The organism is Rudaea sp., from assembly GCF_057139185.1.
The window spans coordinates 68,557-82,475 of sequence record NZ_DBNHDN010000046.1 but is presented as its reverse complement, the minus strand read 5'-3'; the positions used below and the strand labels follow the sequence as shown (position 1 = coordinate 82,475).

The 13,919-nt window shown below is 66.5% G+C and carries 11 protein-coding genes; 5 read left to right on the top strand and 6 right to left on the bottom strand.

What is annotated here, in order from left to right; translation table 11 throughout:
- Window positions 1–13 precede the first annotated feature (13 nt).
- The 3 genes from AC16HO_RS16685 to AC16HO_RS16675 all read right to left on the bottom strand — a co-directional run bounded on the left by AC16HO_RS16685 (window position 14) and on the right by AC16HO_RS16675 (window position 4,252).
- Window positions 14–2,086 carry a M13 family metallopeptidase gene (locus AC16HO_RS16685; RefSeq protein WP_395641959.1) on the bottom strand — a complete coding sequence of 691 codons (2,073 nt, stop codon included), beginning with the start codon at window positions 2,084–2,086 and terminating at the stop codon, window positions 14–16.
- A gap of 111 nt (window positions 2,087–2,197) precedes the next feature.
- Window positions 2,198–3,505 carry a metal-dependent hydrolase family protein gene (locus AC16HO_RS16680; protein ID WP_484335593.1) on the bottom strand — a complete coding sequence of 436 codons (1,308 nt, stop codon included), beginning with the start codon at window positions 3,503–3,505 and terminating at the stop codon, window positions 2,198–2,200.
- 48 nt (window positions 3,506–3,553) lie between these two features.
- Window positions 3,554–4,252 carry a L,D-transpeptidase family protein gene (locus AC16HO_RS16675; protein ID WP_395641957.1) on the bottom strand — a complete coding sequence of 233 codons (699 nt, stop codon included), beginning with the start codon at window positions 4,250–4,252 and terminating at the stop codon, window positions 3,554–3,556.
- A 29-nt stretch (window positions 4,253–4,281) separates the two neighbouring features.
- On the opposite strand from AC16HO_RS16675, the gene AC16HO_RS16670 reads away from it, so the two are divergent.
- Entirely contained in the window at window positions 4,282–4,863 is a 582-nt protein-coding gene (locus AC16HO_RS16670; protein ID WP_395641956.1) for a DUF3224 domain-containing protein, read from the top strand.
- A 36-nt stretch (window positions 4,864–4,899) separates the two neighbouring features.
- Here AC16HO_RS16670 and AC16HO_RS16665 read toward each other — a convergent pair whose 3' ends face one another.
- From AC16HO_RS16665 to recQ, 3 genes are all read right to left on the bottom strand, one after another.
- Window positions 4,900–6,249, bottom strand: a complete 1,350-nt coding sequence (locus AC16HO_RS16665; protein ID WP_395641955.1) for an aspartate aminotransferase family protein — start codon at window positions 6,247–6,249, stop codon at window positions 4,900–4,902.
- 81 nt (window positions 6,250–6,330) lie between these two features.
- Window positions 6,331–7,041, bottom strand: coding sequence for an MtnX-like HAD-IB family phosphatase (locus AC16HO_RS16660; protein WP_395641954.1), 711 nt, complete (start codon window positions 7,039–7,041; stop codon window positions 6,331–6,333).
- Window positions 7,042–7,200: 159 nt separating this feature from the next.
- Window positions 7,201–9,021: a DNA helicase RecQ gene (gene recQ, locus AC16HO_RS16655; RefSeq protein ID WP_395641953.1), complete on the bottom strand. Its 1,821-nt coding sequence runs from the start codon at window positions 9,019–9,021 to the stop codon at window positions 7,201–7,203.
- Between the two features lie 113 nt (window positions 9,022–9,134).
- Between recQ and AC16HO_RS16650 the strand changes: the two genes are divergently transcribed.
- The 4 genes from AC16HO_RS16650 (at window position 9,135) to AC16HO_RS16635 (ending at window position 13,880) form a co-directional block, all read left to right on the top strand.
- Window positions 9,135–9,605 carry a hypothetical protein gene (locus AC16HO_RS16650; protein ID WP_395641952.1) on the top strand — a complete coding sequence of 157 codons (471 nt, stop codon included), beginning with the start codon at window positions 9,135–9,137 and terminating at the stop codon, window positions 9,603–9,605.
- Window positions 9,606–9,684: 79 nt separating this feature from the next.
- Window positions 9,685–11,475 carry an acyl-CoA dehydrogenase C-terminal domain-containing protein gene (locus AC16HO_RS16645; protein WP_395641951.1) on the top strand — a complete coding sequence of 597 codons (1,791 nt, stop codon included), beginning with the start codon at window positions 9,685–9,687 and terminating at the stop codon, window positions 11,473–11,475.
- A gap of 31 nt (window positions 11,476–11,506) precedes the next feature.
- Window positions 11,507–11,995, top strand: a complete 489-nt coding sequence (locus AC16HO_RS16640) for a GNAT family N-acetyltransferase (protein ID WP_395641950.1) — start codon at window positions 11,507–11,509, stop codon at window positions 11,993–11,995.
- Window positions 11,996–12,056: 61 nt separating this feature from the next.
- Window positions 12,057–13,880 (top strand): tetratricopeptide repeat protein, encoded by a 1,824-nt coding sequence (locus AC16HO_RS16635; protein WP_395641949.1) that lies wholly within the window; start codon window positions 12,057–12,059, stop codon window positions 13,878–13,880.
- Window positions 13,881–13,919: the final 39 nt, after the last annotated feature.

Genomic DNA, 13,919 nt, shown 5'->3' with positions numbered 1-13,919 from the left:
CCGCCCGGTGCGGTCACCAGATGCGCACGCGATCGGCCTCGGCGCGATACATCGCCTGACCCGGCTTCACCCCGAACGCTTCGTGGAATTCGCCGATGTTGGAGAGCGGACCGTTGACGCGCCACTTCGCCGGCGCATGCACGTCGCTGAGCAGGGACTGGCGCAGCGCTTCCTCGCGTTCCTCGAAGATCCACGACAAGGCATAACCGAGGAAGAAGCGCTGCACCGGCGTGTAGCCCGCGATCTTCTCGCCGCGCTTGTACTGCTCGGTCTTCTTGAACGCATCGAGGCCGATGAGGATGCCGCCGTAGTCGGCGATATTTTCGCCGAGGCTGGCTTTGCCGTTGATGTGCAGGCCCGGCAGCGGCTCGTAGCCGTCGAACTGCCTGACCATGACCTGCGCGCGCTCGGTGAACTTGCGCGCGTCGTCGGCGGTCCACCAGTCGCTGAGGTTGCCCTTGGCATCGAACTGGCGGCCCTCGTCATCGAAGCCGTGGGTGATCTCGTGGCCGATCGTCGAGGCGGCGGCGTAGCCGTAGATGACCGCGTCGTCGATGTCGCCGTCCTTGAAGCCGGGAATCGCGAACTGCGCGGCCGGCAGCACGATTTCGTTGTTCGGGGGATAGTAGTAGGCGTTGTAGGTCTGCGGCGTCATCTCCCACTCGCTGCGGTCGACCGGCTTGCCGAACTTCGACAACATGTCATTCCACGCCCAGCGCCGCGCGTTCATGACGTTTTCCGCGTACGACGCGCGGCCGACGCTCAGCGCGGAATAATCCTTCCACTTGTCCGGGTAGCCGACCTTTTTCGTCACCGCGGCGAGCTTCTCGCGCGCCTTGGCCTTGGTCGCCGCGCTCATCCAGTCGAGCTTGTCGATGCGTTCGCCATAGGCGCTGCGGATCGCCTCGACCGCGGCGTTGTAGCGCTGCTTGGTCTGGTCCGGAAAATATTCGGCGACGAAGATGCGGCCGAGAATCATGCCCATCGCGCGGTTCTCTGCGTCGAGCGTGCGCTTCCAGCGCGGACGCTGTTCCTTCTGCCCGCGTAGCACCTTGCCGTAGAAGTTGAAGCTCTCCTCGTCGAAGGCCCGATTCAACGCGCCCGCATAGGAATCGACGAGGCGCACGCGCAGGTAGTCGCGCAGCACCGGCGCTGGCGTGCCCTTGAGCTGCGCCTGCAGCCCGGCGAAGAATTCCGGTTGACCGACGATGACGTACGCTGCGTCGAGTTTCCAGCCGTGCAGGCGATCGGCCCAGGCGATCGCCGGAGTAACCTTTTGCGTGAACTCGGCCGGCACCATCTTGTTGTAGTTCTTTTCCGGGTCGCGCAGATCCTCGAGCTTGCGCGAAACCTTCGCCAGCGCGGTCTCGAACGCCATCACCTTCTGCGCCTGCGCGGTGGCCGACTTCGCCTCCGCGCCGAGCAGCTTGAGCACGTTGGCCAGATGCACCACATAGGCCGCGCGCGCCTTGGCCACGCCGGCTTCGGTGTTGAAGTAGTAGTCGCGCTCGGGCAGGCCGAGGCCGCCTTGCGCGGCATGCACGGCCATCACCTCGCTCGCCTTTTCGTCCTGGAACACGCCGAAATCGAAGAACGCGCCGACGCCGAGCGGTTGCAGCGCGAAGGCGACGTCGAGCGCGGAGGCGGAGTCGTTCACTGCGTCGATCCGCGCGAGCTGCGCCTTCAGCGGCGCGAGCCCGTTGCGCTCGGCGAGGGCTTCGTCCATCGCCGTCGCCCAGAAGTCGCCGATCTTCTGCGCATCGCTGCCGGGTGCGGCGTTCTTCTGCGCAGCCGAGTCTTCACTGATCTTGCGCAGTCGGGTGTAAAGCTCGTCCTGCACCGCGCGGCCGATGCCCCAGTTCGCCTCCGCGGCCGGGATCGGATGCGCCTTGAGCCAGGCGCCGTTGGCGTAGGAAAAAAAATCGTCGCCCGGATTGACCGCGGCGTCGACGTTGGCCGCGACCACGTCGGGCTTGACCGCCGCCGCCGTGTCCGCGACCGCGATGGAAGAACCCATGCCGAGCACGCCCACGCCGACCGCACAAGCGAGCGACAACCGGCTCAAGGAAATGGCCAGCTTTTTCATCAGCAATTCCCCGCAGCAGAAAGAGCGCCGATGCTAGCGCGCCGGGGCGATCGAACGCCCCTGCCTCAAGTCACGACTGCATGGCGCTCCTCGCCCAGACACGCGCCAAATTCATTCCGCCGCCGCGGTCGCGGGCTTGCCCTGCGCGCGATAGACCACACCGCCTTTCATCACGAAATCGACCTTGCGCAGCAACGCCGGATCGGCGAGTGGATCGCCGCCGACGGCGACGAGGTCGGCATAACGTCCCGGCTGCAGCGAGCCGATGCGGTCGCTCGCGCCGATCAGCTCGGCCGCGTTGCGCGTCGCGGCGAGGATCGCGTTCTGCACACTCATGCCGTTGGCGGTCAGCAGCGCGAACTCCTCGGTATGGTCACCTTCGCCGATGTCAGTGCCGTAGGCGATCTTCACGCCCGACTTCAGCGCCAGCGGCAGGTTCTTCTTCGGCAGCAGATCGTTGGCCAGCTCCTTCTGCGCGGTGCCCGGAGGCAGCAGTTCGGGGTGCTCCTGCGCGACCTGGTAGAACACGTCATACACCGTCAGTGTCGGCACGAGATACGTGCCCTTCTCCTTCATCAGCGCGAACGTCTGCGCCGTGGCGAACGAGCCATGCTCGACCGAGTCGACGCCGGCGCGCACCGCGTTTTCGATCGCGCCGGCCGGGTAGATGTGCGCCGCCACCTTCATGCCCAGCGCGTGCGCGGCCTCGACCGCGGCGCGGATTTCCTCGTTGGTCATGGTCTGCGCGCGCGGATCGTCGCCGGTCGAGGCGATGCCGCCCGAGGGCATCAGCTTGATCAGGTCGGCGCCGCGGCGCTTGTGCTCGCGCACGCGCAGGCGCGCCTGCTCGGGCGAGTCGACGATGCCGTTTTCCCAACCGACGTGCGCGAGTTTCGGATCGAGGCCGTTGCGCGGATCGCCGTGGCCGCCGGTCGGGCCGAGCGGCTCGAGCGCCACCCACAGACGCGGCCCCGGCGTCTTGCCTGCGTTGATCGCATCGCGCAAGGCGACGCTTTCGTCGCCGCCGCCCGCATCGCGCGCGCTGGTGAAGCCCTGCTGCAGCATCTGCCGCGCAAACAGGGCTGCGTCGAAGGCGCGGTCGAGGTCGGAATGGGTCAGCCAGTCCTCGACCGCGTTGGTGCGGCTCGGCAGCTTCGCCGCCACGTGCACGTGGCAGTCGATGAAGCCCGGCAGCACGGTCGCTTTGGACAGATCGACCACTTCCGCGCCGGCCAGCGTCTTGAAGCCGGGTTCGACCGCAGTGATGCGGTCGTCATGGATGAGGATCGACACATCGTGTCGCGGCGCGCCGCCGCTGCCGTCGATCAGCGTGCCGGCGTGGACGACAATGTCCTTTGCCGTGGCGAACGAAACCGTCACGAGAAGCAACGCGGCGGTGAGCGACATGCGCTGGATCATGGTTGGCCTAGCCTCGGGAAGTTCGTATGCAAAACGATGACCGCCACTCTAGCGCGCGGTTCCGGCGGATGCGAGGCGATAGTGACCATCCTTGACTGAAATCCGCGGCGGCACGCGATCGCGCTCGAACAGCGCGTGCGCCGGCGCGAGCTCCTGCCAGAACGCATGCCACGGCGAGCCTGCACTTGCCGCGAGCGTGGCGTCGGTGGGACGAAATGGAAAGACGTGCACGTCGAACGCACTCTGTCCCGCGCGCAGCGCTGCCGCAGCCAGCGTGTAGATTTCCTCGATGCCGGCATCGCCCATCGCGTAGCAGCCGATGGACACGCAGCCGCCGTGCACCATCAGCGCGCTGCCGCTGCGGCCATGCGCGCGATCGTAGTCATTCGGGTAGCCGAGGTTGAAGGCGAGATGGTAGCGGCTCAGCGGATTGAGCTGGCGCGCCGCGACCGGATAAAAGCCTTCCGGCGCCTGGTTGTCGCCCTCGTGCAGCTTCGGGCCGAGATCGCCGGAGAACTTGCAGATCGGGTATTTGCGGAAAAGCACGAATGTCCCATCGTCGCCGCGCAGCCATAGTTCGAGTTCCGCCTCGCGCTTGAAGATGCGGATGAACACCGGCGCGCCGTAGCGCAGATGCCGTGCCGCTAGTCCGTGCTCGAGCGCGGGCCGCACGCGCGCAGCCGCCGCGCGTGCGCGCGCGGAGTCGGGAATGGAATCGGCAGCAGCGGTGCCGGGCACGGCGGTCATCGTCAGTGCAACGCGAGCAGGATGCGGAAGTGAGGAAACGCGCGGCGCGCATACCCTGCCTCGGCATTGCCGTGGACTGCATCCACGCCGGTCGAGGCCCGCGCGACGCGACGCTCGCCTCCCTGCCGACTGCGGCCTTGCATCCCGGCCGGCTTCGTCCGAGCATGCGCTATCGCGACGGTGACCATGCCGTCGCCGACCAAGGAATCCTGATGAAGCATCACAGCAAAGGCGCGTTCGAGGTGAAGCTGCAGCCGCTGGACGCGTACAACCGCACCGAAGGCTCGGGCCTCGGCCGTATGTCCATCGACAAACAGTTTCACGGCGAACTGGATGCGACCAGCCAGGGCGAAATGCTGCACGCCGGAAACTCCAAGGGTTCGGGCGGCTACGTCGCGATCGAGCGCGTGACCGGCACGCTCGACGGCAGGCGCGGCGCGTTCTCGCTGCAGCACAACGCGACGATGACCAACGGCGTACCGTACCTCGACATCATCGTCGTGCCGGGTTCGGGCAGCGGCGAACTCGTCGGGCTCGATGGCACGATGAAGATCATCATCGAGGCCGGCGGCAAGCATTTCTACGAATTCGACTACGAACTGGCGCAGTAGCTTCCCTTCCCCGGTGGGAGAAGGGAAGAAAAGATCTCACACTCTGCGCGCCAACTCTGCAGCAACATCCTTCGCCGCAACCAGCGTCTTCGCGACGTCGTCGTGCGTATGTGCAGTGGAGACGAACAGGTTCTCGTAGGCGCCCGGATGGAACAGCACGCCGCGCTTGAGCATGCCTCGCCACCAGACATCGAAAATCTTCTGGTCGGCGTGCCGCTCGGCGTCGCGGTAATTGTGAATCGGCGCGTTCGCGAACCAGACCTGCATGAGCGGGCCGATGCCGACGACGTACGCCGGCAAGCCCGCATCCTTGAGCACCTTTTCCAGGCCGAAGCGCAACGCGTCGGAGACCGCGTCGAGCCTCGGATAGAGCCCCGGCGTATTGAGCTCGTCGAGCGCGGCATTCGCCGCGGCGATCGCGATGCCGTTGGCGCTGTAGGTGCCGGCCATCGACACCGTGCCGTTGGCGACCAGCGCCATGATATCGGCGCGGCCGCCCATCGCCGCGACCGGGAAGCCGCCGCCGACGCCCTTGGCGAACACGGACAGGTCGGGCTTGATGCCGAGACGGCCCTGCGCGCCGGCGAGGCCGAGGCGGAAGCCGGTGATGACTTCGTCGAAGATCAGCACGATGCCGTGCTTGCGGGTCAGCTCGCGCATCGCCTCGAGATAGCCCGGCTGCGGCAGGATGCAGCCGGTATTGCACATCACCGGTTCGGTCAGCACCGCGGCGATGTTGTCGCCTTCGCGCTTGATCGTCTCGGCGAGCAGGTCGGCATCGTTCCACGGCAGGATGATCAGATTTTCCTCGACGCCCATGGGCATGCCCGGGCCCTGCGCCACCGGAACCGGATGGTCGTCGGGGCCGGCTTTGTCGAGCGCCGGGTGTTTGCTCCAGTACACGCCATCGGAGAAGCCGTGGTACATGCCCTCGAAGCGGATGATCTTGTTGCGCTTGGTGAAGGCGCGCGCGAGGCGCGTCGCGTAGAGCACGGCCTCGGTGCCCGTATTGCACAGGCGCACCCTATCCACGCTCGGCACGGCGTCGACGATCTTCCGCGCCAGACGCGCTTCGTCCGCCGTCGGCAGCGCGAACACGGTGCCGCGCTGCTGGATGAAATCGACCACGGCCTGGGTAATGCGCGGCGGACGATGGCCGAAGATCATCGGCCCGAGGCCGAGCAGATAGTCGATGTAGACGTTGCCGTCGACGTCGGTGAGGCGCGAGCCTTCGCCCCGGTCGACGAACAGCGGATACGGATTCCAGCCCGACCAGGTCGCACGCGCGGTGCTGTTGACTCCGCCGGGAATGAGCTTGCACGCGGTCTCGAACAGCTTGCCGCTGCCGCTGGTTTCGAGACCGGCGATGAGTTGGGTGTTGGACATGGAGTTACCTCAGAAAGAAATGCTTTTCGTCCGTCATTCCCGCCTTCGCGGGAATGACGAGCGGAGAATTGATACGGAAGTCTAAGCCGAAACCGCATTCGGCAACGGAGCCGCCGCAGCGCGCGGCGTACCGACCAATTTCCCCGAAACCAGGGCAGGCAGCAGCGCAAGCGCCTCGGCGAAGTCCTTGATCGGTGCGTGCGGAATCTTCTTCGCTCGGCAATGATCGACGAGCTTGCCCTTGGCGAAGACAAAATCGGCGGCTTCGGCGACGCAGTAGTCCGAGGCGCCATCCCCCACCATGAGCACGCGCCGGCGAGGACCCTGTGCACGCGCTGCCGCAGTGCATTTGCAGGTGCCGCTCTTCGCGCGGCACATCGGGCTCGCGTTCGGAAACCCGAGGCGCCATTCGCGCTCGCCGACTTCCTCGAGCCGATTCGCGGTGACCGGCAGGTAGTCGAAGTCGTAGTGGCGCAGGATGAAATGGATCGCGTAGTCGAGGCCGTCGCTGAGGATCTCGACCGGCATGCCATGCTCTTTCGCGCTGGCGACGAACGCGGCGAACCCCGGATCGATTGCGCGCTCGGTCAAATGTCGGTCGAGCTCGTCGCGGCTCATGTCGAGCAGGGCGACCTGCCCGGCCATGCACTCGCGCGAACCGATGCGACCGGCTTTCCAGTCGTCCTCCAGTTTCTCCCAACCAGGCTGGCCGAAACGTTCGAGCAAAGTATCGGTGGTGTCTTCGACGGAAATGGTACCGTCGAAGTCGCAAAGCAGGGTCCAGTCGGACACGGGGTACCTCGGAATACGGGAATCGGGGCGCGTGCTTGTTTTGCTTGTGGGGTGTGCGCCGGAGCGGCATTTTAGTGCTGCGGACACGGGTACGAAAGCGGTACGGTCCGAAAAGCCCCATTTTCTACAGCCGGGATTAAGGTTTTCTGCGCTGGCGGCTCAGGCTGCGCCACGCACGGTGGCGAGGAAGGCGCCGCCGTACCGCTCCAGCTTGGCTGCGCCGACGCCACCGATCAAGCCGAGTTCTTCGGCATTCCGCGGCCGCGCGCGCAGCATTTCGAGCAGGGTCGCGTCGTGGAAAATCACGTACGCGGGTACGCCCTGCTCGCGCGCCAGATGGGCGCGCGTGGCACGCAGCGCGTCCCACAGCGCCGTCTCGTGCGGCGCGATGTCGAGGCTCTGGCGCGCGCGCGCGCCGCGGACGGCCTTGCGCGTCGCGCGGCGCTCCTCCCGGCTCGCGGGTTTGCGCAACGATACCCGCACCTCGCCACGCAGCACGCCGCGCGCGGCGGGAGTCAAACGCAACACGCCATAACCCTCCGCGTCGGTCGCGAGCAGGCCGTTGGCGACGAGCTGGCGGAACATGCTGCGCCACTGCTTCTCGTCCAGGCCTGCGCCGACACCGAATACACTGAGCCGGTCGTGATCGAGGCTGCGCACGCGTTCGTCGTCGATGCCGCGCAGCACGTTGGTCAGATGGCCGACACCGTAGCGCTGGCCGGTGCGGTAGACGCAGGACAATGCCTTCTGCGCCAGCTCGGTGCCGTCGAACGACACGGGCGGGTTGACGCAATTGTCGCAATTTCCACAATTGTCCTTTTCCACTATTTCGCCGAAATAGCCGAGCAGGTGACGGCGGCGGCAGGTCGCGATCTCGGCGTAGCCGAGCAGCGCATCGAGTTTCGCGCGCTCGACGCGCTTGCGCTCCTCGCCGGACTCGGATTGGGCGATGAACTGTGCCAGCGTCACCACATCGCCAAGGCCATAGCACATCCACGCCTCGGCCGGCAGTCCGTCGCGGCCGGCGCGGCCGGTTTCCTGGTAGTAGCCTTCGAGGCTCTTGGGCAGATCCATGTGCGCGACGAAGCGCACGTCGGGCTTGTCGATGCCCATGCCGAACGCGATCGTCGCGCACATGACGATGCCATCCTCGCGCAGGAAGCGCTGCTGGTTGTGCACGCGCTGGGCTGCGTCCATGCCGGCGTGATACGGCAGCGCGGCCACGCCCTGCTCGACCAGCCCCGCGGCCGTCTCCTCGACCTTGCGCCGCGACAGACAGTAGACGATGCCCGACTCGCCCTGGTGACCGGCAAGAAAGTCCTTGAGCTGGCGTCTGGAATTTTCCTTTTCCACGACGCGATACTGGATGTTCTTTCGATCGAAGCTCGAAACGAACTGGCGCGCGCCTTCGAGGTTCAGGCGTTCGACGATTTCGCGCCGCGTCGGCGCGTCTGCCGTCGCGGTCAGCGCGATGCGCGGAATGCCGGGGAAGCGCTCGTGCAGGATCGTGAGCTGGCGGTACTCGGGACGAAAATCGTGCCCCCATTGCGACACACAATGCGCTTCGTCGATCGCGAACAGCGCGACATTCGCCTTCGCGATCAGGTCCAGGCAACGTTCGCTGAGCAAACGCTCGGGCGCGACGTAGAGCAGCTTCAGCTTGCCCGCGGCGAAATCGCGCTCGACCTCGAACTGCGCGCGCGCGTCGAGGCTCGAATTGAGAAACGCCGCGGCCACGCCGAACTGGCGCAGCGCCTCGACCTGGTCCTGCATCAGCGCAATCAGCGGCGAGACGACCACGGCCGTACCCGAGCGCATCAGCGCCGGAATCTGGTAGCACAGCGACTTGCCGCCACCGGTCGGCATCAGCACGAGCGCATCGCCACCGCCGCCGACCTGCTCGATGATCGCCCGCTGTTCGCCGCGAAACCCGGAGTAGCCGAAAACCTGGTGGAGAATGTCGATGGCGTCCCGCGTCATGCGTGAATTTTACCAGCCTCGACGTTTGAAACGGTCCGACGCGCAGCGATGCTTCCGCCGCAACACGGTTTTGGCTAAGGTAGCGATCCACCACATCGCATCGAGTCCGCTCCATGGCCCGCCTGCTCCGACTTTTCGCCCTCGTCGCCGTTGCCGTATCGCTTGCCGGCTGTTTCGGCGGCGCCACCAAACACCCGATCAACCCGCCGAACGCCTCGATCCAGTTGCTCGAAGTGTTGCCGGACGGGCACTGGAAGCTGTCGATCCGTCTCGAGAACTTTTCCGACCAGACCGTGCACTACTCCACACTGAAAGGCGAGCTGCGCGTCAGCGGAATGGATGCCGCACAACTCGACCTGAAGCCGGAAATGGACATTCCCGGCCTCAACGCCGACATCGTCGAAACGACACTGTCGCCGGGCGCCGACCTGCAGAAAGCGTTTGCGCTCGACGTGAAAGCGCCGGGCGGCGCGGCGTACGAGCTCAAGGGCACGATCGGCGTGCCCGCCGCCGACAAGGATTTCAAATTCGAGCACAAGAGCCGGCTGTCGCCGGTTCCGGGCATTCCGAACCAGTACCGGTAAAACCGCCAAGCGCTGAAGTTCAAACGCGACGCGCACCGGCCTTGAGCCCTCAGCTCCCGGCCCCAATCGAGGAAACAAGATGACCCGTTACGCCGCCCCGCTCGCCGACATGCGTTTCGTGCTGTTCGATTTGCTCGACGTCGAAAAACAATACGCACGCCTGCCCGGCGGCGACGCGGCGACGCGCGACACGCTCGATGCGATCTTCGAGGAGGCGGCGAAGTTCTGCGAGCAGGTGCTCGCGCCGATCAATTCGAGCGCGGACGAAGAGGGCTGCACACTCGACAAGGCCACAGGCAACGTGACCACGCCGAAAGGCTTCAAGGAGGCGTACAGGCAATACGTCGACGGCGGCTGGAGCAGCCTCAATGCGCCGCAAGCCTACGGCGGCCAGCACCTGCCCGAGTCGATCGGCGCGCCGATCAAGGAGATGCTCGATTCGGCCAATCTGTCGTGGGGCAACTTTCCGCTGCTCTCGCACGGCGCGTCCGAAGCGCTGCGGCTGCACGGCGAGGAATGGCAGCGCGTCGCCTTCCTCAAGCCCATCGTCGAGGGCCGCTGGACCGGCACGATGTGCCTGACCGAACCGCATTGCGGCTCCGACCTCGGCCTGCTGCGCACGCGCGCCGAAGCGAACGCCGATGGCAGCTACCGCATCAGCGGCACGAAGATCTTCATCACCGCCGGCGAGCACGACCTGACCGAGAACATCGTCCACCTCGTGCTCGCGCGCCTGCCCGACGCGCCCGCGGGCGTGAAAGGCATCTCGCTGTTCATCGTGCCGAAGTTCAAGGTCGACCGCGATGGCAGGATGGGCGCGCGCAACGCTGTCGTCTGCGGCGCGATCGAGCACAAGATGGGGATCAAGGCCTCGGTCACCTGCGTGATGAACTTCGATGCCGCCGAGGGTTATCTCATCGGCGCACCGAACAAGGGCCTCAACGCGATGTTCACGATGATGAACACCGCGCGTCTCGCGGTCGGCATCCAGGGCCTCGGCCTGATCGAGCGCGCCTACCAGATCTCGCTCGCCTACGCGCGCGAGCGCCTGCAGGGCCGCTCGCTGAGCGGGCCGAAATTCCCCGACAAGCCGGCCGACCCGCTGATCGTGCATGCCGATATCCGCCGCATGCTGCTCACGCAGAAGGCCTTCGCCGAGGGCACGCGCGCGCTGAGCTATTACGCGGCAAGCCTGGTCGACCTGGTCGAACGTTCGCCCGACGAAGCCGAGCGCAAGCGCGCCGACGAGCTGCTTTCGTTCCTGATCCCGATCGTCAAGGCGCTGCTCACCGAAGCCGCGAACGAATGCGCCTATCACGCCGTGCAGATCCATGGCGGCCATGGCTACATCCGCGAAACCGGCATCGAACAGTTCGCGCGCGACGCGCGCATCACGACGATCTACGAGGGCACCACCGGCATCCAGGCGCTGGACCTGCTCGGACGCAAGATCCTCGCCACGCAGGGCGTCGGCCTGCGTCATTTCCTCGAGGAAATCGGCGGGTTCTGCAAGGCGCAGGCGGACAATGCCGCGCTCGCCGAATTCACCGGCCCTCTGACCAAGGTGGCGCAGGAATGGGGCGATCTGACCCTCGCGCTGGGCAAGCGCGCGATGGCGAACCCGGACGAGGTCGGCGCGGCCGCGGTCGACTATCTGTTCTATTCCGGCTACATCGCCCTCGCCTATTTCTGGACGCGCAGCGTCGCCGCAGCCGAAGCCTCGAAACAGCCCCCGGATTTCAAGGCGGCCAAGCGCTACACCGCCCGCTTCTACTTCGCGCGCATCCTGCCGCGCACGCTGGCGCACAAGGCCGCGGTCGATGCGGGTACGGACAGCCTGCTCGCAATGCCCGAGGCGATGTTCGGATAGCATTCACCCCAGCAGCCGTTTTCGTTTTGCCATGAACGACCCCGCGCCGGAAATCGAAGTCCACATCCGCCTCGCCCACGCCGACGACGACGAGTTCATCCTCGCACTCGCCGGTCGCTTCGCCGAGTTCGAGTTGCCGCCGTGGCGCAAGCGCGCGGAAACGCTGGCCGGCATCGAGCGCGACATCGAACACCACTTGCGCACGCTGCCGCCGGCATCGCACCTGTTCGTCGCCGAGGACGACGATGCGATGCAGCTCGGCTTCCTGCATCTGCAGACGCGCAAGGACTTCTTCACCGGCGCGCTCAACTGCCACATCGCCGACCTCGTCGTTGCCGCCGAGCACGAGGGCCGCGGCACCGCCTCGGCAATGCTGCGCTTCGCCGAGGCCTGGGCGAAGGAACATCGCTGCCGCTTCCTCACGCTCGGCGTGTTTCCGAACAACGAGCGCGCGCGTCGACTGTACGAACATCATGGCTTCGGCGTCGAAATTTTGAGCATGGTCAAGCCGGTTCGCTGATGCTGCATTACACTTCGGCAATCTCAACCCCCATTCGCGCCGAACCCTCCGCAAGCGCGGCATGAGCACACCCAACCCCGCCATCATCCAGTCCATGCAACGTGCCTCCGCGTTGCTGCAGGCAGGCAATTTCGTCGCCGCGCGCAGCCTGCTCGAACAGGTCGTGCAAGCGGCGCCCGGCTTCGTCGAAGGGTACCGCCTGCTCGCGGGCGCGCAGCTCGCGCTCGGCGACAGCAACGTCGCGGAACGCAGCCTGCGCCACGCCGTCGCGATCGATCCGGATTGGGCGCCCGCGCAAGCCGCCCTCGGCGAACTGCTGATCGGCTCGGGCCGCGGCGATGAAGGCGAACGCGCATTGCGCCGGGCCGTGGCACACGCTCACCGCTATCCGCGCGCACTCTATCTGCTCGCGTGCCTGCTCAATGAATCGAACCGGCATGCCGAAGTCGCCGATCTCACCGCAACGTTGGCTGACGACGCGCGCGCCGATCCCGACCTGCTGCAACAACGCGCGATCGCGCTGGCCAAACTGGCACGGCTCGACGAGGCAATCGCGATCCAGCAGCGCCTGGTCGCGATGGCCCCGGACAACGCGACCGTGGAGTTGCTTCTCGCCGGCACGCTCGATACGGCCGGCCGGCATCGCGAAGCCGAGCGGCATGCGCGCAGCGCGATCGGCAAGGGCGCGAGCAGCGCCGAGGCACACTACCTGCACGCACGCACCCTGATCGCCACCGATCGCGCCGACGAAGCCGAGACGCTGCTGCGCAACGTCGTCGCCGCGCAACCGCTGTTCGCCGACGCGCAGACCAATCTCGCCCAGCTGATCTGGATGCGCACGGGCGATGCCGAGGCCGCCGGCGAGCACATCGACCGCGCACTGCGGCGACATCCCGACGATAGCGCGCTTGCCATCGCCCGTACCAACCTGCTCGCCGGCTCCGGCGACGCGGGCGCGGCGCTCGCCGCGATCGAAGCACGCGCGGCGTCGGCGAGCGCGGACCTGCTCGTGCTCGCCTGTGCCAGTCAGGCCGCACTGCAATCCGGCGACGGCGCACGCGCGCTGAGCTACGCGCTGCGCGCCGTGCGGCTTGCGCCTGCGGAACCGCTATCGAACCACAGCCTGATCGAAGCCCTGCTCGCCACCGGCGATGCCGACGCCGCCCGCCACCGTGCCGAAGCACTGCTGCGCACTCACCCGGACGACCAGTTCCTGATCGCCGCACAGACCACCGCTTGGCGTCTGCTCGGCGATCCACGCTACGTCGCATATTGCGACTACGCCGGCATGGCGCGCGCCTGGCCCCTCGACACGCCGCGCGGCTGGCGCGACTTGCCGGCCTACCTGGCCGATCTTGCGACGAGCCTGAAACGCCTGCACACGATGCGCGCGCATCCTCTGCACCAGACCTTGCGCCACGGCTCGCAAACCGCGCAGAACCTGCTCGACGTCGACGATGCGCCGATCCGTGCGTTCTTCGGCGCGATCGACGCGCCGATCCGCCGGCACATCGAGGCGATCGGTCGCGGCGATGATCCCTTGCGCCGGCGCAACAACGGGGCCTACCGGATCGCTGGCATCTGGTCGGTGCGCCTCAACGCGCAAGGCTTCCACACCAACCACGTGCATCCGCAGGGCTGGCTTTCTTCCGCGTGCTACATCGAACTGCCACGCGCCGTCGCCGGCGACAACCCCGGCCGCGAAGGCTTCCTCAAGTTCGGCGAACCGGGATATCCGACGCAGCCCGGACTCGAACCCGAATATTTCATCCGCCCCGAACCCGGCCTGCTCGCCCTGTTCCCGTCGTATTTCTGGCACGGCACGGTGCCGTTCGGCGGCGACGACACTCGGTTGACGATCGCCTTCGACCTCGTCCCGGCGTGAGCGGTGGCGGCGTGGAGCGGGCGGCGCCAGCGCACATTC